Annotated in this window: 17 protein-coding genes and 1 pseudogene; 12 read left to right on the forward strand and 6 right to left on the reverse strand. The window is 58.6% G+C overall.

Annotated elements, in window-relative coordinates:
* Positions 1 to 1950: 1950 nt before the first annotated feature.
* A complete protein-coding gene (locus ACYCVF_RS31325; protein ID WP_459606961.1) occupies positions 1951 to 2676 on the forward strand; it encodes an autoinducer binding domain-containing protein in 726 nt (241 codons plus the stop codon).
* Positions 2677 to 2945: 269 nt separating this feature from the next.
* Here the strand turns inward: ACYCVF_RS31325 and ACYCVF_RS31330 are convergent, their stop codons facing one another.
* The 5 genes from ACYCVF_RS31330 to ACYCVF_RS31350 all read right to left on the reverse strand — a co-directional run bounded on the left by ACYCVF_RS31330 (position 2946) and on the right by ACYCVF_RS31350 (position 9051).
* A complete protein-coding gene (locus ACYCVF_RS31330) occupies positions 2946 to 4124 on the reverse strand; it encodes a hypothetical protein (RefSeq protein WP_459606963.1) in 1179 nt (392 codons plus the stop codon).
* Positions 4125 to 4333: 209 nt separating this feature from the next.
* Positions 4334 to 5509: a branched-chain amino acid ABC transporter substrate-binding protein gene (locus ACYCVF_RS31335; protein ID WP_459606965.1), complete on the reverse strand. Its 1176-nt coding sequence runs from the start codon at positions 5507 to 5509 to the stop codon at positions 4334 to 4336.
* A gap of 544 nt (positions 5510 to 6053) precedes the next feature.
* Positions 6054 to 6764, reverse strand: a complete 711-nt coding sequence (locus ACYCVF_RS31340; protein WP_459607015.1) for a MerR family transcriptional regulator — start codon at positions 6762 to 6764, stop codon at positions 6054 to 6056.
* Between the two features lie 56 nt (positions 6765 to 6820).
* Positions 6821 to 7093 carry a hypothetical protein gene (locus ACYCVF_RS31345; RefSeq protein WP_459606966.1) on the reverse strand — a complete coding sequence of 91 codons (273 nt, stop codon included), beginning with the start codon at positions 7091 to 7093 and terminating at the stop codon, positions 6821 to 6823.
* A gap of 992 nt (positions 7094 to 8085) precedes the next feature.
* Entirely contained in the window at positions 8086 to 9051 is a 966-nt protein-coding gene (locus tag ACYCVF_RS31350; protein WP_459606968.1) for a LysR family transcriptional regulator, read from the reverse strand.
* Between the two features lie 500 nt (positions 9052 to 9551).
* Between ACYCVF_RS31350 and ACYCVF_RS31355 the strand changes: the two genes are divergently transcribed.
* The 9 genes from ACYCVF_RS31355 (at position 9552) to ACYCVF_RS31395 (ending at position 17789) form a co-directional block, all read left to right on the forward strand.
* Positions 9552 to 10187, forward strand: coding sequence for a NodA family N-acyltransferase (locus ACYCVF_RS31355; RefSeq protein WP_459606970.1), 636 nt, complete (start codon positions 9552 to 9554; stop codon positions 10185 to 10187).
* Positions 10142 to 10840 (forward strand): chitooligosaccharide deacetylase NodB, encoded by a 699-nt coding sequence (nodB, locus tag ACYCVF_RS31360; RefSeq protein WP_459606972.1) that lies wholly within the window; start codon positions 10142 to 10144, stop codon positions 10838 to 10840. Before ACYCVF_RS31355 ends, nodB begins: the two co-directional genes overlap by 46 nt.
* A 15-nt stretch (positions 10841 to 10855) precedes the next feature.
* Positions 10856 to 12190, forward strand: a complete 1335-nt coding sequence (nodC, locus tag ACYCVF_RS31365) for a chitooligosaccharide synthase NodC (protein ID WP_459606974.1) — start codon at positions 10856 to 10858, stop codon at positions 12188 to 12190.
* 50 nt (positions 12191 to 12240) lie between these two features.
* The gene (gene nodS / locus ACYCVF_RS31370) at positions 12241 to 12843 is read left to right on the forward strand and encodes a nodulation methyltransferase NodS (RefSeq protein WP_459606976.1); all 603 of its coding nucleotides are present in this window, start codon (positions 12241 to 12243) and stop codon (positions 12841 to 12843) included.
* A gap of 180 nt (positions 12844 to 13023) precedes the next feature.
* The gene (gene nodI, locus ACYCVF_RS31375; RefSeq protein WP_459607017.1) at positions 13024 to 13983 is read left to right on the forward strand and encodes a nodulation factor ABC transporter ATP-binding protein NodI; all 960 of its coding nucleotides are present in this window, start codon (positions 13024 to 13026) and stop codon (positions 13981 to 13983) included.
* Between the two features lie 3 nt (positions 13984 to 13986).
* A complete protein-coding gene (locus tag ACYCVF_RS31380) occupies positions 13987 to 14775 on the forward strand; it encodes an ABC transporter permease (protein ID WP_459606978.1) in 789 nt (262 codons plus the stop codon).
* 54 nt (positions 14776 to 14829) lie between these two features.
* Positions 14830 to 15576, forward strand: a complete 747-nt coding sequence (locus ACYCVF_RS31385; RefSeq protein ID WP_459606980.1) for a sulfotransferase — start codon at positions 14830 to 14832, stop codon at positions 15574 to 15576.
* 506 nt (positions 15577 to 16082) lie between these two features.
* On the forward strand, positions 16083 to 16877 hold the full coding sequence (locus ACYCVF_RS31390; RefSeq protein WP_459607018.1) for an SDR family NAD(P)-dependent oxidoreductase: 795 nt from the start codon (positions 16083 to 16085) through the stop codon (positions 16875 to 16877).
* Between the two features lie 306 nt (positions 16878 to 17183).
* A complete protein-coding gene (locus ACYCVF_RS31395; protein WP_459606982.1) occupies positions 17184 to 17789 on the forward strand; it encodes an LOG family protein in 606 nt (201 codons plus the stop codon).
* Here the strand turns inward: ACYCVF_RS31395 and ACYCVF_RS31400 are convergent.
* A pseudogene (locus ACYCVF_RS31400) lies at positions 17786 to 18152 on the reverse strand (VOC family protein). The gene ACYCVF_RS31395 and the pseudogene ACYCVF_RS31400 sit on opposite strands and share 4 nt — an antisense overlap.
* Before the next feature lie 2835 nt (positions 18153 to 20987).
* Between ACYCVF_RS31400 and ACYCVF_RS31405 the strand changes: the two are divergent.
* Positions 20988 to 21548 carry a hypothetical protein gene (locus ACYCVF_RS31405; RefSeq protein ID WP_459606984.1) on the forward strand — a complete coding sequence of 187 codons (561 nt, stop codon included), beginning with the start codon at positions 20988 to 20990 and terminating at the stop codon, positions 21546 to 21548.
* Between the two features lie 1109 nt (positions 21549 to 22657).
* Positions 22658 to 22963 carry an HU family DNA-binding protein gene (locus tag ACYCVF_RS31410; protein ID WP_459606986.1) on the forward strand — a complete coding sequence of 102 codons (306 nt, stop codon included), beginning with the start codon at positions 22658 to 22660 and terminating at the stop codon, positions 22961 to 22963.
* Positions 22964 to 22966 lie beyond the last annotated feature (3 nt).

Here is a 22966-nt window from a genome sequence, read left to right on the forward strand (position 1 = left end):
GCAGGACGGTTCGCTGTTTTGTCGGTCATAACTTGGCCGTCAATTCGCGAGATGACGTTTGCAGGCGGGCCAACCGCTAAAGAAGGAAGAGGGGTGATTCAGTCGGAAATGGATGTCGTCGGGCACAGGCTCGCCTCGCTAACGACATGCGCGCTTCAGACCTGGGTTGCCTCCATTAACGAATAGGTTGCGCATCAATTCGAGCTCGTTGCAGAAGAATTGGGCTCCTTGTTACGCCGGCGTCTGCCATTCGAAGTTGCAAGCGCCTCGCGCACGAGGTTCAGAAGGCAGAGTCGATTCTGGAATTCGTCGGTCCTAGGACCGGTGAGTTGCCATGAATGAACCAATACAGTTGATACGAGTTTGCGAGCGGACTCACTGTCCGTGCACGCAAAAGCCCTCGGCGTACGTCGGATGTAAACGGCGCCGAGGGTGTTGCTCGGGGGGCGCGCGTTTGGGTGGTGGCACATTCCCGTTTGGCGCGAGGTAACGTTCCAGGACGACGCGATGATGCTGGTCCGCGGCACAATCCCCGTCGTCACACTTTCTGTGTCTGGTGCAACGCGACTGGGCCTGCTGGCAGTAACCATTGCGTCGCCTGGTCCACCGCGTGACACACGATCGCGGCTTGATCAGCCCAGTCGAGGAGTCGTGCTTCAGACAGTCAGCCCGTCACAAAATTGTCGAAAAACGCGCAGGTCGGCGGCAGCTCAATCCTCGTGCGATGAGCACCGGTCTATCGTACGGATCTTGAAGGAAGCGGCCATTCAGCCGCGTGTGTCGTCCAGCATCCAGTCAAGGTGAGCTGGCCGACGATCCGCAAGTCGACCAGCCAACGGCTGAGTATGCAGTGCCATCGAGGGGCAGCGCGATCGCTGATCGCAACGCAGAGCATTGGTGCCGGACCGGGATGTTCGATGGTTGTTGGCTGGAACTGAAACGGCGCCCGCTCCGGCGGTCGGCCGCGCTCAGCAGCTCTCGACCCGACGCTTCGCCGCGCATGGGACTACTGGGGCGCCCCTTGTGCGCCTGCCTTGTGCCGCAGACGGGTTACGTATCTTGTTGTTGTCAGCTTTGCTGACCTGCAAATGTCGCTTCTCGCGCAAAGCGCAGTGTCGCATTCGGACGAATGTCGGAGTTGCGTCGATCCTCCGGCCCGCCGAACGATCGACGAGAGGCTCAACACGCGGGCTCTCAGACGTGAGTTCATGACTGCCGGGAATTGGTACGACACTTGCTGTCCTAAGGCCAGCTCGGAAGTTCCGGAGTCCCGCATGCGTCGTTTCGTCTCGATGAAGCAAAGTTGCGACTGCGCGCGGGTCCGCGCGCGACGAGCTGAGACGCTTGGTCATTGGCGCGTGCGATGGCATGCGGTTCTTGTGCGAGGTTCTCGTCGTCGGCAACGACCATCTCGTGCGGCTCACCGAGCGCGTCGTCGCCAGCATCGAACAAAGAGAGCGGATGCACTTTACGCTACCCTGGATCCGGGTTGCGGTAGCGCAAACAGGCATCCCGAGGCTCCGCCACCGCTATGGCGCCTGCGATTGCACAACCGCACTCGTCGTCTAGAAGTCGGTCATCCTCAAATCGGCGAGGAGCTCGCCGGCGGTCCGATAGCGGCCGCTCTCGCTGTTCATGATAGCCGGCCCTGCGCGCTGAGACGAGCCGAATGGCAGCTGTCCACACGACAGTTAAGACGTGGTGGCCAAACCGTCGACACGCGTCCGCGGCCTTCTCGACTCGTCGCTGCTTCGAGGCGCCTATCCCTTCCGAGCGTGTTTCGGGAGAGCTTACCCAGCTCTGGAACTGCATGCTGCAGCGCTCGAGCGCTCGCATTGCAAAGACGCGAAGCCCAACGGTGAGGGCTGGTGAACGACGCCCGCGCTCACCAAGCTCTGCGCGCAATGACGCAGTACGACTTTTGGGCCGTGGGGCCTCGTGAGGCGCTACATGGATCTTTTCAATTTCATCGAATGTGCCAAGGCAACTCACTCTATCAAGGTCTTATTCGACCTTCTCGTAAGCTGTGCGAGCGAGAAAGGCTTCAGTGAAGTCGCTTATGGAGCCCTCACTTTCGCGGAGGCATGTGGTCTGCCTGAATATCTGCCCTCTGGGGTCACTGTAACCTTCCCGCCCGATTGGTGCGGCCGGTACGTTGAACGCAAGTACCGTGTCATCGATCCGGTGGTACGACGGGCACCAACGCTTTCGCGGCCGTTCCTGTGGGATCAACTTGCCAAAAAATATCAATTGCAACCCAGCGAGCAGCGCGTACTCGCAGAAGCCAAAGAGGCAGGTCTGAAGCACGGTATGAGCGTGCCGTTGTACGGACCATTGGGCCAGGTGGCTCTGGCATCCTTTGCATCCCCGTTCGACGATGCTGATCCGCAGTGCCAGATGAGTCACCTCAACGTACTGGCCTGGCACTTCCACATTGCCCTTGCCGAGATCTCGCGCCCCTCCGCTCGCGGCTCAAATTGCGAAGTTGCCCTGTCTGAGCGGGAAAAAGATTGCTTGCGATGGGTGGGAGAGGGCAAGTCCTCCTGGGAAATAGGCAGGATACTCGAGGTGAGCGAGAATACAGTCAACTTCCATCTCAAGAACGCGATACGAAAGCTCGGGACTTCAAACCGGACCCACGGAACTGCAAAGGCCATTCGCCAAAACCTCATTTGAAGGCCCGCCCCTGCACCGACCGTATCATTCGCTAAGGGACGACCGTCCTGGCAGCGATGCGCAACCGACCAGGGTGGACATCGCCTAGAGTCGCGTCGCCGTGGCGAGCGGTGCCCGTGGAGGGGTAATTTCGCAGCTTCCTTACCGCCAAGGAAGGTTGGGCCGACGCCGAGTATTTCAGTAAGCAGGAGCCAAGGTTCGCGCAGGCAGTGACGAATGGTCCTGATCGTGCCTGCGCAGACAAGGCTGGGTGGTGGCGCAAACTGCTGTCATTTCTTGGGTGGCGGCAAGGTCATTCCCGCGTTGGTCCAGCTACCAAATACCGGTCCTGACAGATCCTTCGGCAGACCGATCAGCACGCCAATGGGACCTGCGTGGCCGTGTCGATAGGCCATGACCACAGACCGATCCTCGCTAGAGGTGAACTGGAATGTCCCGGTAAAATGTCGACTTCGCAACACCGCAATGTTTGTGCTCCGACACAATGGGCAGCTGGTTGGCGGAGGACCAGCGGCCTTGCGGCCAGAAATCGGTGCAGTCGATTCGATCAACTCAGATCGCTTGGAGTATTTGTCGAGTTCCCCTTGTTCGGGAGCGCTGATCGTACCGGCGGCGGCCTTCACGTTGAGGGCGTACATCCGATCGATCTCCGCGTCGCGCTGCTGACGCGTCTGTATCGCCGCACCATACGCGGCTTGTGCTTGCCGTTGCTCCTCGCTGAGTTTGGCCAGGCGCGAGTTGTCGCCGTTATCCGCGGCTCGCTGAATCTCATCTGCCAGAAAGCCTTGACTGGCATGATAACGTCGATCCGCATCCTGGCGGCGCATCATCTCATCCAGGAGCTCGGGGGCGAGATCGTTCATCTGCCGGACTTTGCTCTCGCTAACATACGTCTCGTTGCCTTCTGCATCTACATAGATGAGGCTGGAATAGACCGGTGCCGCTTCAATCGTCCACACGGGAGGATACGGTCCGTCAACGAACCCGAATACTGTGTCGTTTAAGGTCCCGCCGCCCACGTAGTAGTGAGCCGGTGTCTCCCGATACTCGAGTTCGTGTTGCGGTCCTAAGTTGTTCGCGCCACGATGATCGATGACGTCTTCAATGAACAGCACGCCAGGCGTACCCGTATGCGCGTCAATATATCTCTTGGCTTGCTCATAACGAAGAGTGCGACGCTGCGACGTTTGTGGTGCGGGTCCATATACGTCCGCCAGAAACGTGACGGTCGCGTCAATGGACCCAAACTCCGCAGTATCAGTCGGAACGGGGTTTGGAGCAGCTGGCCTTTCAAATGGCTTCCTTGCAGACATTCCTTGGGGCGATCGATCGTCAGCCTCATCTGGCGCGGCATGTTCCTCCACCGCGGCAAGCAGGTGGGAATGCTGAGCATTGGCTTGAGCTTCGGCGAAAACAAGCATGCTGCAGGCGACAAGTATCTTACGCATTGGAGAGCCTCCGTTTGGTGTGGTGCAGCCCAGGTCAAGAAGCGCGGAGGACCGCACCAATTGACCAGCGGGCTCGACTATTGAGAGTTCCGGGGAAGTCCCGTTACGGGGTACGAAAATCACGAGCAGTGCGCTCGTCCCCTTGTCATATGCATCGCTGCATCGGACGGCTGAATGAACCCATTGAACCGTGCTGAGTTGCGATCAATTCACTCGGCCTGTTCGACGATGTTGTCTTGCCATCGGTAGACAATGAAGCCGGGAGCCGAATTGTCGCCCTTGGCGTCGAACCGGACGGCACCGATCACCGTGTCAATTGGCTGCGAACGAAGCGCAGCTGCCACTTTCGATGAATCGAAAGTGCCGGCGCGCTTTGCGGCCTTCGCCCATGCCTGCACAGCCGCATAGGCGTAAAGCGAATAACCTTCCGAAGACCGGTTGAAGGCCTTGAGACGTGCCACGACGCTCGCCGCCTCAGCATTCTTGGTGGGATCCGGCATAAAGGTGAACAGTGTTCCGTTTCCGGCTTTGCCCGCGATCATCGAAAAATCGTGGGTCATCAGAGGATCATTGGCCATCACGGTCATACCTGCACCTGCGTCTGAGGCCTGACGCACGATCAGCCCGATCTCATTGTAGTAGCCGCCGATGTAAGCAAGTTTGATTCCGTCCGCCTTCATCCGCGAAACCAGGGCCATGTAATCCTTCTCCCCGGCCACGTAACTTTGTCGCTTCACATCCGATATCCCAACCTCCCGAAGATGGGTCGCAACGACATCGGCGATGCCTTTGCCTGCGGTGCTCCTGTCGTCAAGGACTGCAATCTTGGTGTTGGGGAAATGCCGTCGGATATATTCGGCCGCCACGACACCCTGCTGGTCGTCGCGCCCACAGATACGAAACACGGATTTGATGCCACGCTCTGTGAGCGCGGGATTGGTGGATCCTGGCGATATCTGAATAAGTTGCGCCTCGTCGTAAACGTTGGAAGCCGGTATCGACGAGGAAGAACAAAAGTGGCCAACGACCAACTTGACCTGATCTGATGCAAGCCGATTGGCGACTACGACCGCCTGCTTGGGATCGCACGCGTCGTCGGCGACGCTCAATACGACCTTCGATCCTGGAAGGAGGCCTGACGCATTCAAGTCATCGACGGCGGCAGCAGCACCGTCACGCATCTGCGCTCCAAGCGCAGCATTGCTTCCGGTCATCGGTCCTGCCACAGCAATATTGACGTCGGCCGCAGATGCAACGGACATCAAAGCAACGAGTGGAATAGCTGCGAGAGAAATGGCGCCATGGATTGACATTATGGGAGTCCATGCGGGCTTGAATTTGTGGTTGGTTTTGCCTTGAAAAACGTTTGTTGAGGCGTCGAACAATGACAGCCCTCGGACCGGCGGCCATTGCCGTGAGCCGTTCTCTGCCCGGTGCTCGCGCGCGTGCCGTGGTATGCGAAAGATGGGCCGAAGGATGCCCCAGAGTTTCCTTCTTCCGGCAGGTACTCGGGCAGAGGCAGACGAAAGGTGGCTCGAACCGCACTTGCGGTCGGCGCAAACGCGCTGATCAAACTCTGGTAGCGCCATAACGATCCTTCATTGCTTGTCGAACGCCGAGAACGCAGCTTGGAAAACCAGGCATACGGGGCCAGGGCAATCCTCGCCCGTGAGAGCGTTTCGCGCGTTAACCCGGTATCAGCCAGATTCCATCGTACAATCTGACGTTACGTCCGTTTCAAGCCTGTTCGAGACAAGCCTGTTCGAGAGACGCATCCCTCGAGGTCGCGAGCGGATCTCGTGGAAGGAGCGACAGCAACTAGGTTGATGGGGAGGCACGGAATGAAGAGGCCGAGCCGGAACCGCAACATTCGCGACCTGCGGGTCGCCAATCATTTAGACGAAGGACGCATCTGAATCGGCGGCTGCGTCAGTGCCTGTCTTGCAATGCGGCCATTGCGAGATCAAGGTACTGCATCAAGCCGTGGTTCCAGCCGGCCAGGTTGCGTGGCGTGCTCAGTCGCGTAAGAACTTTCAGCATAGTTGAGGCCGCCGGGTCGGTCCCCACAATTTCTGTGATGAGCGCGCGCGCCTTAAGCGCCACGGCAGCGGCCCGCTCGCTGCAAGGGTGCTCGCCACGATCGACACAATCGCGCAACCCATCCCGGATCTTTCGCCAGCGGTCTTCTCGATCAACGCCGAGCGCGCACGTGCATCGCGGAGTCTGGGGGCGCGCCTCAGCGCGCGAAGCTGCATTCAGAGCAGCAGGCAGCTCATGCATGCTGACTTGCGTGTCAGAGTCCGTCGTCATGTTACGCAACCGATCCCGCAACTGGGTCGTACGCGTGACCTGAAGTTCAATTTGCTCCAAATGCTTGCGCAGGAGGTCAGTAAGTGACGTCTTGCCTCCCATTGCCGTGCGAATGTCATTCAGCGAGAAACCTAGCTCGCGCAGCGCGCGAATTTGCGAAACTCGTTGAATGCTCTCGCGTTCGTACATTCGATGACCGCCGTCCGTGCGTTCGGACGCACTGAGCAGACCCGTGTGCTCGTAGTGATGCAGCGTGCGTACCGTTACCCCGGTAGCCTCCGCAAGTTCTCCAATGCGCCATCGACGCCTTCGTGGTGTAGCTTTGATCATGATGTTCAATTGGCAAGCCTACAACCTGACGTCACGTGAGAATCAAGCTGCTTGAATCAGCTGGTTGAGCAGTCGTTCGTTCTGGCGCAAGCTGGCTGGCTCTGCTCCGATCGCCGCTCAACCGGGGCAGATGGAAGAGCGTCCAGCAAGAGCATAAGCGACGCCAGGCCGGATTGGCTTGCCGCTGTGCGCTCCAAAACAAGTTTGGCGATTGTGATCCGGTTTTCAGGCGTTCGCATAGATGCCGGCAACGACGCGATGGCTTTATCAAAGATCGCGCCGAGGGCCGTGAGATCTTCCGGATCGTAGACACCACTGTATTGCAGCAATATTCCGCTCCCCGTTTGTGGTCGTTAGCTGACCGAGGCGCTTGACTGCGCCGTTGGGCGAAAAGACGACAGATTGGCGACGTTCAGCGAGGAAGGCGCGATGCGGTCTCAGGTGACGCGGTGGAGCAACAGCGACAGACTTGCCTTGCCTGAAATCCAGGCAGCCGATGCCAGGCGGATCTGGACAATCGAATGCTCTGCGGAATCGCCAGCTGGCTGATGCGCGAGACTGACGGCGAACTGTTCGGGTCAGAGCATCGCGACGCCTGAACGATCACCGCCAGGCGCCGGCGGAGCACGGTGATGGCAAGCAGAACGAGCGACGAGGGCGGGTGGCTTGCGGCCTGTCATTGAGGAAGAGCAGGCGCTCTTTCGCGCGAGGGGCCAAGGACTTTCCAACTATCATTCCCTTGCCCATGCGGATACCGGAGCCGGATGACTGGCTAATATCGGCGCGGTGGCGAGTTCAGGGGGGACACCGGCTGGCGCAGGCGCGAGGCGGTTTCCGCATGATCTGGAACGAGATCAACTTGCGCGTCCGTCGAGCCCTTGGCGTGTTCGACATCTGGATCGGATGCAAATCGCGCCTCGCCAGTCGCACCAACTGATTCGCAATTTCGTCGTTGATCGACATCGATCAGCACTGTCAGAGACCAATGACATGTTGGCTCCATTCCTAGAGGCGATCACAAGCGACACATTGCATGTCGATGAGAACGGCGGGACTGCGCGGCTATCACCAAAGAGGGGCGTCGTCAAATTGTCGCGGCGACTAAGTGATGTCGACGGAACACGCTTGGCGCCATCAGCAGCCCGGGGTGTGTTGCGTCTGCGTAGCCCTTCGCTCGCGACTGGGCGTCATGCGCCGGCTCAGATGGCGAGGCCAAACAGTTGAATGCGAAGATGCGACAAGAGAACGCTTGGCTCCTTCTGCCGCCGTTCACTAGCAGGTCGCTTTCAGCTCACAGCCGAATTGTGCAATAGTGTTCCATTCACTTGGAAGGCGAATACTCTTCCAAGGCCTTTCGGGTTGCTGCAGTCGCGCGCACCGATGGCACGCGCGAAGCCTGCTCCAACAATATTGTCCGCATCCAGATGCTTGCCGGATCGGTATTGTGAAGGGCCGGCCATTGAACGGCCTCTGTGAAAGACGGAATTGGCAGCGGAAGATCGACGATCCGCAGGGGCGTCGTCTTTCCGAAATGCCTGGCCAGCAACGAGGGCATCGTGCCTATACGACCAGTGCCCAGGAGCATGGGTGGAATCATGCTGAAGCTCTGCACGACAACCTCGATGCGTCGCTTGAGACCGTGCTCAATCAAGAACCATTCCTCGATCGAAGGCCTTCGGGTACGCCCGAATTTGGCCGCGACGTGTCCCATCGACATGTACTTCTCGAACGTAAGCCCGCGTGAGAGCTGCTTGTTGCTCCGGCACCCCACGCACACGAGTTTTTCCGCGAACAGCGTCGCTCTTGGATGGGAACGCGACATGTACATTTCCGGCAAGACAAGGAAGTCAATCTCACCGCGCTGGAGAAGCTCATCGGGGTCGTCGGCGAGGGGCAGAAAGTCGAACGCAACGCCGGGAGCTTCCCGTGCGACCCTCTCCACGATGGCCTGAAAAAACACGACCATGACGAAGTCAGAAACGCCGATCCTGAACCTGCGGTCCGATTGAGCTGGATTAAACGCGTCCCGCGAAATAATGGACAGCTGGATGTGCAGCAGGGCTTCGCGAATTGGGCCGGCGAGTCCTTCTGCGCGCGGTGTCGGGACGAGTTCTCGGCCCCTCATCGCGAATAGGTCGTCGCGAAAGTAGGAGCGCAACCGGCCAACCGCCGCGCTCATGGCCGGCTGACTCAAGTTGATTCTTCGCGCTGCCGCCGTGAGATTGCGCTCCGTCATCAGAGCGTCGAGCGCGACGAGAAGGTTCAGATCAAGCCCTTTGAAACGCATGGCGGGAAGTATCCAGACCGTGGATGTCTACCATAGAAACAATCGATTTTACCAATTTGATGCAGTGCGAGATACCAAAAACGTCGGATCGGAGTGAGGCGTACCACAATGATTACTAATCGTTGGACCAGCCCCGAGAGGGATTTTCTAGCGTCCTCTAAGCATCCATCGCGGCCCATGTCGACCGCGACCCTGTCGTTCCTCGGTCCGCGTAGGGATGTCAAGCACGCTGGCAACGCGTCCAATCGGATCGCGGCTCGAAGGCGATCTGCCCAAAGCGCTGCTGGAATCTCCCCCCGGTCTCATGCGAATGGCGCCGCGCCTCGATGTCATCTTCATGTCATCTCCATCGTGAACGCGGCTTCTCCGAACGGTGAGTACCGGATCCAGGCAACGCGCGCCAACCTCTCCCGTTGGCGCATGAATGCGCCCGGCGAGAGTGAGTGACGCACGTGCACAAAGTGCCAGATCAGATCTCGAACGCCGCAACGGGGACCACCATGAACATTGCCATACCCAACGATACAGGAGTGTTCTCCACGCACTCCAAAGTGCGGTGGAGGGTGTGCTGGGAAAACGAGTTGCAACTTGCTGAACACATCGAACTGTCCGAGTTTTTTCGCAAGACCTACGGGCCGACCGGTGAATTCAACGCAAAACCGTTCGAAGGCGGACGAAGCTGGGCCGGCGCGAGGCCTGAGATTCGTGTCATCGGCTACGATGCGAACGGCATAGCAGCTCATATCGGCGCACTGCGCCGCTTCATCAAAGTCGGAGACGTCGACCTGCTCGTGGCTGAGCTAGGATTGTACGGTGTTCGTCCGGATCTGGAGGGGCTGGGGATCACGCACTCAATGCGGGTGATGTATCCGGCGCTGCAGCAGCTCGCGGTCCCGTTTGGCTTTGGTGCGGTACGGCAGGCGTTGCAGAAGCATGTGACCAAGCTGGTCGGCCGTCAGGGTCTCGCGACGATTTTGCCGGGAGTGAGCGTGCGTTCAACGCGGCCGGATATTCATCTGGACTTGCCGCCGACCCGTACCGACGACGACTTGGTCGTTCTGGTCTTCCCAATCGGACGTCCGATAAGCGAATGGCCGGTCGGGACCATGATCGATCGGAACGGGCCAGAGCTGTGACCTGTCTCGACCGCTTGTCGGAAGCGCGAAGCGAGTACGTTAGCGCCACCGGAGATCGTAACGTTTACCTGACCTTTGACGACGGTCCGGATCCAAGTTGGACGGGGTCTATCCTTGACGTTCTCGCGGAGCACGAGGTGCCGGCGACTTTCTTCGTCATCGGGGCGTGCGCGGCAGCTTACCCAAAGCTGATCCAACGAATAATCGCAGAAGGGCATGAAGTCGGAAACCACACGATGACGCATCCCGATCTCTCCAGATGCGAACCAGCTGAGGTGCAACATGAGATTCAGTCGGCGAGCGACGTCATCAGGACGGTTTGTCCCGAGGCGTCACTGCGGCACGTGCGTGCTCCGTATGGCATCTGGACTGACCAGGTACTCGCGATGTCAACCAGAGCTGGACTGGTTCCCTTGCACTGGTCCGTAGACCCGAGAGACTGGTCTCGTCCAGGCGTTCCGGCGATTGTTGACGCAGTGCTGGCGTCGGTCCGGCCCGGTGCTGTTGTACTCTTGCACGACGGATGTCCTCCCGTCGAGCGCGAACAAGCCATCGATTGCGGTCGCGATCAGACCCTCGAGGCGCTTTCCCGGCTTATTCCGGCATTGGGCGAGCAAGGATTCGCCATCTGCTCACTTCCTCAGTCTCATTGAAAAAGAGCCGCCCCCATGCATCTGCTTGCCACAACAAGCGTTGTCGCCGTGTCGTCCTATGCCCTGCTGTCCGCCATCTACAGGAGCATGCAGACGCTCAACGCGCTCCGAACACAGATACCGTCCCCGACTGAGGGCGCTTCCGAGACCGGCCCGCTGCCGAGCGTCGATGTGATCGTGCCTTGCTTTAACGAGGACCAGCGCACGCTGTCGGCGTGCCTGGAGTCGATCGCAAGCCAAGACTACGAAGGGCAAGTGCGGGTGTACGTGGTAGATGACGGCTCGGAAAATCGTAGGTACCTGTGGCCGGTACAGGACGCCTACACAGATGATCCGCGGTTCAACTTTATGTGGCTGGGAAAGAATGTTGGCAAGCGCAAGGCGCAAATTGCAGCGCTGCGCCGCTCGTCCGGAGATTTGGTTCTTAACGTCGATTCAGATACGACAATCGCCGCCGACGTGGTGACCAAGCTTGTCCGGAAGATGCAAAATCCAGCGGTTGGCGCTGTTATGGGGCAGCTCACAGCCAGCAATCGAAGTGGCACTTGGCTGACCAGGCTGATAGATATGGAGTACTGGCTGGCCTGTAATGAAGAGCGTTTGGCGGAAGCTCGCTTCGGAGCCGTCTTGTGTTGCTGTGGCCCGTGCGCCATGTATCGCCGATCGGCGCTCGATTTGGTCCTCCACGAGTACGAGACGCAGTTTTTTCGAGGAAAGCCAAGCGACTTCGGTGAGGATCGTCATCTCACGATCCTGATGCTCGCGGCCGGATTTCGAACTGAGTACGTTCCTGACGCGATCGCAGCAACCGTCGTTCCGGATAGGCTGGTGCCATATCTGCGTCAACAATTGCGGTGGGCACGGAGTACCTTCCGGGATACAGCACTTGCGCTACCCCTGCTGCCAAGCCTCGACTTCTATATCACGCTGGACATTGTCGGGCAGAACCTCCTTCCGCTTCTGCTCGGCGTTTCAATACTGACCGCGATTGCGCAAATCGCACTGACGAGCGAGTTGCCGTGGCCGACGGTACTGATCATCGCGGCAATGACCATGGTTCGCTGCAGCTTGGCAGCATTTCGTGCCCGACAGCTTCGCTTTCTCGCTTTCGCTCTACACAAACCGATCAGCATGTTCCTGTTACTTCCTGTGAAGGTATATGCGTTGTGCACATTGAGCAACAGTGACTGGTTGTCGCGCAAGTCCGCCAATATGCCAGATTCAGGTGAAGGCCAGGCCAGCACGCCGGGGCAGAGCGCCAGGTTAGATGCCACAGGCCATTCGGGTATTGCACCGTCGATGGGCGAAACGGCTACACGTGCACATGCTTTTGACGTTGACGGTACCTGACAGGCCTGGAGGCGACGCGTAACTGTGCGCGTCAAAAAGGTGAAAAGCTCGTGAGCCTAGACAAGAACTATCAGTTGCTGGAGCGAGAAATAATCGCCGATGATCCGTGGCGTCTGGACGCGAATCCGTTTGAGCGGGAGCGATACACGCAAATACTTCGGATGTCGCTCTCCCGCCAAAACATCACAAGCGCGTTGGAGGTCGGGTGCGCTGCCGGCGCATTCACCGAGATGCTCGCGCCTCACTGCAGGCGGCTCACGGTCGTCGATGTCGTGCCGCAAGCCATTAGCCGCGCACGGAGCCGGACGGAGCGATGGTCACACATCGGCTGGAAAGTCGCCGACCTCCAACACTTTTCACCACCAGAGCGGTTCGACCTTATCGTGGTGGCAGAAGTCCTCTATTACCTCAGCGATACGCTCGAGATGCGCACAGCGGTCGACAACTTGGTCGGAATGCTCGCGCCAGACGGGCTTCTGGTTTTCGGATCGGCGCGCGACCACATCTGCCGACGCTGGGGACACGTGGCCGGTGCGGAGACAGTCATCGCCATGTTGAACGAAGCGTTGGTCGAGGTCGAGCGTGTCCACTACCAAGGTGAGTCGGTTAACGAAGATTGCTTGATCGCCAGCTTTCGGAGGCCGTCCGCATAAGCAATAGTCTTCGGAGGCTGACATACCACTATGTCGGAGTTGCCGTATCGCGGACGGACCGCATTGCGGTTGTTGAAGGCGAGATCAGAGAGTGGTCCCACCGACAAATTGTAGCAGAAGGGAATAGAGAAAATGCTCGGCGGCGTCGAAGCAGCGCCAATCTCAAGGCGGACAATCGCGATGGCGCCGGCGCCGGTCACGCCGGCTGACAGGGAATCCGAGCGTGTGCCGATCGTGGCGATCGATTTCGCTGCCGTAAAAAAGTCCTATGGCGAGAAGGTGGTCGTCGACCAACTTTCGTTCACGGTGGCATCGGGAGAGTGCTTCGGCCTGTTGGGACCGAACGGCGCGGGCAAGAGCACGATTACGCGTTTGATTCTCGGGATGTCCACACCCGAGGCTGGCAAGATAACGGTGCTCGGCGAGAAAGTGCCGGCGCGCGCTCGGCTGGCGCGTAAGCGCATCGGCGTCGTTCCGCAGTCTGACAATCTTGATCTCGAGTTCACCGTACGCGAAAACCTGCTGGTGTTCGGACGCTATTTCGGGATGACTGCAAAGGATGTCGAGAACATCACGCCGTCCCTTCTCGAGTTCGCCCGCCTTGAGAGCAAGGCGGACGCCCGGGTGACCGAATTGTCCGGTGGCATGAAGCGCCGTCTGACGCTGGCGCGGGCGCTCATCAACGATCCAGAGATCCTTATCTTGGATGAGCCGACCACCGGGCTCGATCCGCATGCGCGGCATTTGATTTGGGAGCGGCTGCGCGCGCTGCTGTCGCGCGGCAAGACCATTCTGTTGACGACGCACTTCATGGAGGAGGCGGAGCGATTGTGCGATCGCCTGTGCGTCCTCGAGGCAGGACGCAAGATAGCCGAAGGGCCGCCACACACGTTGATCGACGAACAGATCGGTTGCCCAGTCATTGAGGTCTACGGTGGTGATCCGAACGAGCTCTGCGCACTCGTCAAGCCAGTCGCTCAGCGCACCGAAATCAGCGGCGAGACACTCTTCTGCTATGCGCCCAATCCAGAGCAGGTGCTCGTGCGGCTGCGCGGGCGGACCGGTCTTCGCCTCCTTCAACGGCCACCGAACCTTGAGGACGTCTTCTTACGGTTGACCGGACGGGAGATGAGGGACTGAACGATGTGGGAGCAGTATGCGGCGGCTCTACCCGCCAATGCGTGGAACTGGAGCGCCGTGTGGCGCCGGAATTATATGGCGTGGCGCAAAGCGGCGCTGGCATCGCTTCTGGGAAACCTCGCCGAGCCCATGAGCGCCTTGTTCGGTCTCGGCTTCGGTCTGGGACTGATGATCGGCCAAGTCGATGGCATTTCATACGTCGCCTTTCTGGCGGCTGGGATGGTCGCGACAAGCGCGATGATTTCGGCGACCTTTGAAACCGTCTATGGGGCCTTCGCTCGGATGAATGCCCAGCGCACCTGGGATGCCATCCTTTGCACGGAGCTCACGCTTGGCGACGTCGTTCTCGGTGAATTGGCGTGGGCAGCGACAAAGGCCGTTCTGGCAGGGACTGGAATCACGATTGTAGCCGCCGCGCTGGGCTATGCGGCTTGGCCGTCCATCCCTTACGCGCTGCCAGCCATCGCGCTCACTGGTGTTGCCTTTGCCAGCCTCGCCATGGTTGTGATCGCGCTTGCGCCCAGTTACGACTACTTCGTGTTTTATCAGACGCTCTTTCTCACACCCATGATGTACTTGTGCGGCGCGATCTTTCCCGTTGCTCAATTGCCAATTGCGCTGCAGCGCGTGGCAGAGGCGTTGCCGCTAGCACATTCGATTGACCTCATTCGGCCAGCAATGCTGGACCGGGACGCCAGTAGCGTCGGCCTGCATGTTGGTGTGCTTTGCATATACACTGTAGTCGCATTCGTCGCATCGGCTTTGCTGCTTCGCCGTCGGCTGATGCGTTGAACAAACAATGCCCAACAGAAACTGTCTCCACCGAGAGAATCAAGAGCTGTCACAATGTTGAAATCGGTACGATCGCCTGAGCCATTCGTCATCCTCGCGATGCCGAGGAGCGGCACCCACTATCTGGAAGAATTGCTCAATGAACATCCGAACGTAGTGAGCAACGGGGAATTGCTCAATGAGTATGATCCAAATTGGCCCGACAAGGCGCGGCTCCTACGTAGCGATCATGAGCTTCTGGAGCGCGCCTACTTGGGCTATCCAACGCCGAGCGACAAAATCGACGTGACTCACGTTGGCTGCAAGATCAACGAGCCGCAGTTTCATGACCGTCCGGGGATGATGGCTGAGCTGGGCGGTTGGCCGCGCCTTAAGGTCATCGTGTGTCGTAGAAATCCGCTGGAATCGCTCCGCTCACTCGTGCAGGCGAGGCAAACCGGTGAATGGCTGAAATACAGCTCTGATAGCGACGACTCGCAACCGCCGCTCGTTAGCCTAAGCGTCAGCACCTGCGAAACCTACTTCAAGACCACCGCTGAGTTCCACGATAGGATCAGGCAGTCCTTCGCGTCGACCAACATCCTCGAGCTGGAATATGAGACGCTTCTTCGCGAGCCGCACCTGTGCTTGGAGTTGGTTTGGGAATTTCTCGGGGTTCGTATGCGGAATGTTTCCGGTCGCGTCAAACTTCAGCGCCAGGAAGTGCGGCCGCTCGACCAAACCGTAGAAGATTTTGATGAGTTGCGTCGCCAATTCAAAGAAGGACCTTACGCCAGGTACTTTGAGGCTGCTGACGGCTGAGGATGGCCTTCTATTCCGCGGCGCTCGCGTTCGAATGCCCCTTGGTGGGTTGGGGCAAGAGCAGCGGTATGAACTGCTGGGGTTGCTAGCGAGCGGGCGTCTTGAATTGGCAAGCACTATTGGATGGCCGGATGGGTGCCATCCCTCCTGTTGCTGATAGCTGCGCGGAGATCGGAACGAGCCGCGTGCGGCGGCATTCAACATTGGCAGGACCTTCACTCACGCATTCAGCCCAGATCTTCTGAACGAAGTGTTGCGCAGCTGTGCGCGACAAGAGTGAAGGTTAGTTGCCGCGGTCCTCGCGTTGCCGCTGTCGGAAAGCCAACGGACTTGATGTCTAGAATTCGCCAAGCAGGTCGTAAACCATAGGAGCTGGCTTCGCAACACACGTGAATCACTCTGTCGGTAGAGATGGCCCAAATCCTGCACTAAGAAGGTTGAGCGTAACCTGATAGGAGGCGTGTTTGAGGGCCGATCTGCCGAACAAGGATGCGGTCGCCAGACGAATGTCGGTTGACAACGAGGGCGGTTCATTCAAATCGGACAAGGCGCGCGGCCGGCGGAGAGACCGAAAGACGCTGCTGCTGACCGGAGCATCGCGTGGGATAGGTTACGCCACCGGAAAGCTGTTTTCGGAGGCAGGCTGGCGGATCATCTCCTGCGCGCGGCAACCGATCGATGCCCGGCGGTGTCCTTGGGAGGCCGCTTCCGACAATCATATCCAGCTCGACCTCAGCGAGCATCGGTTGCTGCCGCGCGCTATCGCTGAGGTGAAAGAGCGCCTCGCGGGCGCGCCGTTGCACGCCTTGGTCAACAACGCAGCGATGTCACCGAAGACAACGAGCGGCGCTCGACTAACATCGTTGGCGACATCGATCGAGACCTGGATGGACGTATTCCATCTCAATTTGGTGGCTCCAATTCTGCTTGCTCAGGGGCTCTTTGGCGAATTGAAAGCCGCGTCTGGCTCGATCGTCAACGTGACCTCAATTGCAGGCTCGCGGGTGCACCCCTTCGCCGGCAGTGCCTACGCGACTTCGAAAGCCGCTCTCGCGTGTCTCACGCGCGAGATGGCTCACGACTACGCGCCGCATGGAATTCGTGTGAATGCAATCGCCCCGGGCGAGATCAAGACGGACATTTTGTCACCGGATACGGAAGCACGGGTCGTACCGAACATTCCGCTGCGCCGGGTGGGGACCCCTGAAGAGGTCGCTAAGGTCATCTTCTTCCTGTGCTCGGATGACGCCAGTTATATCACCGGTGTCGAAGTTCCGATCAATGGTGGCCAACACCTCTGATCGGTTGAATATGGACCGATGGTGCACGAGACAAGCCTGTCTCTCTAGCCGACATCTGCGACCGTCAATCGAAACTGCGACGAAGCGACACAGAAAAGAATTCATGTCTGCAATCTGGCCAAGAGATCCGTTGCCCCGGACGAAGGTGCACCACATTTGGTCGTGCGGTCGCGTTGCCGAAGAGCGCCGTTTGCGATCAGGAGTCGTCAACGCAAATCTTGCCTGTTCAGATGCAAATTGGCTCCCGTCATTCAACGCAACACCTTGGACCAGCGAAAGACTTCGCTGCAACGCATTGTGGTACCAATGAGCACGATCAAAACCGTCTGTGTCTATTGCGGCTCCGGTCCCGGGACGAATTCCCACTTCATCGAAGGCGCCAAGGCATTCGGCAAGACGCTCGCCGAGAACAATATCCGCCTGGTATATGGCGGCGGCTCGCTTGGCCTGATGGGCTCGGTCGCCACCTCCGTGCTCGATCACGGCGGCTTGGTAACCGGCATCATTCCCGAATTCCTGCGTGAGCGCGAGAATGCGCTGACCCGCGTGCAGGAAATGATCGTCACGCCCGACATGCACGAGCGCAAGCGGCTGATGTTCGAGCGCTCCGACGCCTTCGTGGCACTGCCGGGCGGCGTCGGCACGCTGGAGGAGCTGGTCGAACAACTGACCTGGAAACAGCTCGGTCGTCACGCCAAGCCGGTGCTCCTCGCCAATATCGCCAATTTCTGGGAGCCACTGTTCTTGCTGCTGTCGCACATGCGCCAGATCGAGTTCATCCGCACCGGCTTTTCCGTCGATATCCTCAAGGCCGATCGCGTCGAGGACATCCTGCCGAAGCTGAAATCCGCTGCGGCCCAGATCGCCGAGGCGGAAAAGCAGCTCGAGCCGGACATCGTGCGGAAGCTCTAAGATGTGTCAGCCCGAAACGTCGCCGTTTCGATCCGGTTGCCATCGGGATCGAAGGCAAAGGCTGCGTAATAACGCACGCGGTCGTGCGGGCGGATGCCCGGCGCGCTGTCAGATGCGCCGCCACTCGCAAGGGCCGCAGCGTGGAACGCATCGACCGCGTCTGTCGCTGGCAGATGTGCACGCTGCTCTCCGGTGCCACGTACGGCATCGCCTCGCGCAGATTGATCCATGACTCCGGATAGGCCTTGCGGAAGCCAATTGTGCGATGCCGTGTGAACAGGCGCGGGAGCCCGCGGGCAACAGCGTGGCGTCGCTCGCGGAGCGTTTGAGATCGCTGACGCCGACTGAGATGTGGTCGATCATTGCTAGTGCTCCCCCTCTCTCCTCCTCGTCATTGCGAGCGAAGCGAAGCAATCCGGACTGTTCCCGCGGAAAGACTTTTGGATTGGGTTCGCTTTGCTCGGTGTTTGTCGTGCCGCCGGTACGTCCGCCGCCGCAGCCTGCGCCGGCGCACTGACTTCACACGGTAGCGGGCCGCGTTCACCCAATGTCACTGTAGAGACTTGCCGCCATGGGGCATCCGGCGGATTTCCTCGTAGTGCAAAATTGCGAGCCTAAGGTCCGGTGTTCTTTCAACGCATTTAGCAAACGAAATGTGCCGAGCAGGCTGATCACGTGGTGGCTCTATGCAAAAGGCCTGCCGCTGAAATCTCCTGATACTGACTATTGCACCTCAAGACTGATGGAACTCGAAGGCCAAATGCGCGCGTATCGCCAGCGGATTAGTTTTAGGCGGCGCCGTACTTCAGCCGCTCTTTGAGGACGCGCTGTCATTCGTCTTCCTGCCTAGCAGCCTTCCGGTCTTGCAATCTACGAAGTGCAGCTGGGAACAGGCGGGGCAAAACACGCCTTGAAACTGGTGTTCGGCAGCTTCGTCGTCGATTAGCCGATGCTGAACCACAACTCGTGTGATCGGGCAGAGGAAAGTGATAGTGCGCATATCTGCCCCATGCTGCAAGGCTCGGATGAACAGGAAAACGGCCCGGCAGTGCGTGACCTCGCAACCAGCGCAGGTCCCGGCGTGCCACTCGGATTAATCCGAACTACGACACCCGAACCGGGGCCGCCTTGTTCTCGCGCAAAACGGCATCACCGATTTTTCAGATCGATGATCAATGCGTCGATGGCACGACTAATGTCTCGCGATCTTCTTCAATCGGAGTGAACCGAACTCCAAAGCTGCGGCATCTCGATGGTGCATGGCACAAACACAGATAGAGGTCGGTGAGGAGCGGGCGTCTGACAAAATGTGCTTCAGGAGCTCCAAGCGCTGCGCAAGCTTCCGAGAAAAGTCGGGTTGGACATCGCGTGCGCTCGCTGCCAGCTCCAGCGACAGGCTGCATGAACATGGTCGCCGCCCGCAGGCGCTAAATGAGTCCGGATGACGGTCATGCGGGAACTTGCGCCTTTGGCGTTAGAGAGCGCTAGCAGGCGCTGCTGCATGATCGTTCACGAGAGTTTCGCTCTCGGCAGTTTCCGTATGCGGCCCGGTCCGACCAACCGCATCGGCGCAGCTGGCGACCTTGGTCGCGCCCATGGCGGGACGAGCTTGGCTCGATCGCGCCTAGCTGCGATTCGTACTGCCAACGGCAGCGACCAGCACGAGGCAGTCCTGGAACCAACGATTGCTTGTGAAACGCACATAGCTTTTTCGGTCCGGAAGAGGGCGTGTCGCCGAACTCGAAACCTGGCTGATATCTCGATCCATCGAGGATGCTTGCTCGTGCAAGTCGCTCGGGAGCGCCGGAGCCGGTGAGTGGCATGGCGCTCACGAGAAGGTGGCGAAGAGCAAGAGAGCGCCCCAAAGCACCAAGCTGAGAAGAAGTGCCGCGAGTGGCCACCAAGCCCAGGTCCTTAGGGGTTGGGGGGCATCAGGAGAAAAATAGCCATCGTTCTCGTTCAGGTGTAGTTTTGGTGTGCGCCAGTGCATCATTCATCTCCTATTTCGTGTGCTTCAATTGTCGACGAGGGGGCCGATCTCGTCGACCAGGTTGAACGCGCCCGCCACCGAGCGGTTACGATCTTGGCGTGGACAAGCTTCGATCATCAGCCGTCACATGCCGCCGGGAAGTCTCGTGCGGCGCAGCGCGGCTCGTTCCCGCTCCTCAGTGGCCGAGGTCGCGCGCAGCCAGACGATCAGGCTTTTGCAGCACGAGGCAGGAAGTGAGCTCGGCTCATGTCGAGAAACTCGGAACATCACGGAACGGGCTCGTCATAGTGAACTCCGCTGTCGACCAAGATGATGTTCTAGCTGGACATAATGCGGCTCGTCGCCAGATTAATGTAGGATCGCTTTGGCTGCTTCGGAGACCTCTGACAGCTTTGCATTGCAAGGAGGCGCTCTACCTTGGTCCGATCCGGTTCCGTTCGTCGGAATCGCCCTGCGGACAATCTCGGGTTACATCGCCGGCGCGCCATCTAAGGTCGAAGTATCGGTCGGTTCGGCGGTCCATATGGATCAGGTTCCTCTCCGTGAATCGTCTACAGCGCCCAAGGCTGGTCAAGCCGGTGAGGGGTCATAGTCAGCGTAGCTGACCGCCAGCTGACGGACTTGAGGGCTTATGCGAGTGCGAGCCGCTTTAAGGGCACGCGTTGGCTCGCCGCGATGGCGGGCCTCCCGCACGCCAAGGTGATCTTCGCGACCAGCGGCCAGGATTGGGCCGGAGGCCAGGCACCGGCTTCGCACATTCCCAATCTGACATTTTTTCATGAGCGCTGATCGAGCGTGCGAACCGCGGGTGCTGCACAACCGAAAACGGACGCGCCGTATCGGAGAGTATGGAAGCTGGTCGCAGGGATTCAACCCAGCGGTAGAAAAAGCGCAACCTGAGTGCTCCAGACTTTGCCCATCGCTTCTTGCCGCGTTGACTCACTACGGTCCGCGCGTACGCCGTCAGCGCTGGCGTGTCGTCTGCGAACAGCGGCGAATGTCTTCGAGCGGTACTGAATTTGCGCTGATAGTGAGAACGCTTTCGACTGGGAAAAGTCGTTTGCGCCCGCGCTCCCGACCCGAAGGCGGCCCGCGGTCGTCCGCTCGCCTTCACACCCCAGCTTGAAATCAAGCCGATTCAACTGAGTGCAAATGCACCGCCTCCTGAATGATCTGATCCTGACACCGCTGCTGGCGAAGAAGTGCGGATGACTGATGGCCATTACGGAAATCAGACGGTTTGCATCGGCGTATTTCCTGCCCAAACGACCGTGCTCTATCCATCAGGTCAGCAAGGAAATGGCCGTTCCGCACCACCCCTCTTGTCACTTTGGGGCTCAATATTTCACGCAAATGGGGTAAAAGTCGTGGGTTTCATGGAAAATTATGCCTTTCATGCCAAGCTGTGCTCAAGACCAAGTTCGCTACGGCCGCTTCATCGCTATCTGATCCATTACGTTCTGGCGGAACGAGGCTTCAATCCGCCGGGCATGGTGTTTTCGGTCTCCGCGGCCATTTTGGATAACATCAACGCTTATCTGCGGATTCTTGAAAGCTATTCTGTCCGCCTGCTCCCCTTCATCAAATGGAAGGCGACGGGCGAACGGATTGTTTCGCGGCCTCAACGAGACGGCAGATTTCTAACGCTTTTTCGATGGCACGCCTCACGCCGAATTTCTTTATCAATGGCGTGGCAAGGACAATCGATACAGATCTTCCGGCGGAGGCGAGATGCCTGGTATCTTAGGATACGTTCAGGCATAGCGTGACGGAGATCGTCGACATGCGGGGCGGCACTGTCGATCTATTATTTCGCTTCTCCACCAGAACAAGGATGTTCTGTCGATGCGTGGCCGGGAAAAGGAAGTTGCCAAACTGACCGACAACGAGGCCGCCGAAATCGAGGTGAGCTAGGAATTCGTTTCCTGAGTGACTGCATCCGAGGGCAGGCGCACACCGAGATGACTCAGCGCCGCGCAACCAGGTCCCAGTGCCACATCGCTCCTATCGCATGCAAGTCACACTTGACGGCGCCCCTATGGCGCGCGTCCGAACATCGGGCCGCCATTGCGTCCGGAAAACCCTTCAGTATTTCAATTCTAGTTGACTGAATAGAAGGCTGCGCTTTTGCAGATATCAGGACGGAAGTGACTTCGCAAAAGCGGTTCATAAATTACACGAAATGCGACGCGTCGCAACATTGCTAATTTGATCTTTCGTGCTAGAAGCCCCGCTCAACAACAGTGGAGATTTCCGATGGCGAAGAACGTGAAGAAGGTAGTCCGCCGCGAGTACACGAAGGCGGACGTCAAAGAACTTCGCGCGCACTCCAGGGCTAGGGTGCCCGTAGCGAAGATCGCGAAGTCTATGAAAAGGACGGAAGGTTCTCTCCGTCAAAAGGCAATCAAGCTCGGCATCTCTCTAGGGCATCGCCGGTAGGAGAGAGGGGATCAGCTTTGTGCTTCGGTCCCGACGCCACCAGTATTCGCGGGCCCTGAGTATCGTTTAGAGGTGACCTGTCGGCGCGAGTGTTACGAAGTTTGAAATAGAATGAGGCTCGCTCTGCGATCATCACTCGTCTGCGTGAACCAAGATGATTGGCTCTGAGTGCTGCGCTGACTAATGCATCGGCCGATTTCAAACATTGAGCTGTATACCGAATAAAGCATGCGCCGTCCACCTGTGACGAGTGAGCGATGCTGGAAACAGAGACCGAGCCGATAGTTGTGTTTTTGCTTCCGATAGGTTTTAAGCCCGTCGACTTCACCACCTCAGTGAACGAAAGCAATTTCGTGTCGTTTTGCCGTGATCGAACAAGAGCAAACAGAGCCGGCGCACTTCACACACTTTATCGTTTCGCGATACAAAGGAATTCATCGTGACCAAGATGACCAAGAACCAGCTCATTGACGCAATTGCGCAAGGAACCCAGGTTTCCAAAGCTGACGTCAAGGCCGTCATCGAGCAGTTGGCGACCGTCGGCTACAAGGAGTTGAACGAGTCTGGCGAGTTCGTCATCCCGGGCTTCGTCAAGATGTCGGTCGTGAACAAGCCTGCTACTGAAGCCCGCAGCGGAGTTAATCCTTTCACGAAGGAGCCGATGGAATTCGCAGCCAAGCCAGCCAGCAAGTCGGTCAAGGCGTCGCCGCTCAAGGTTGCAAAAGACGCAGTCGCGACATCATGAGGT

This window comes from Bradyrhizobium cedriense (genome assembly GCF_054602315.1).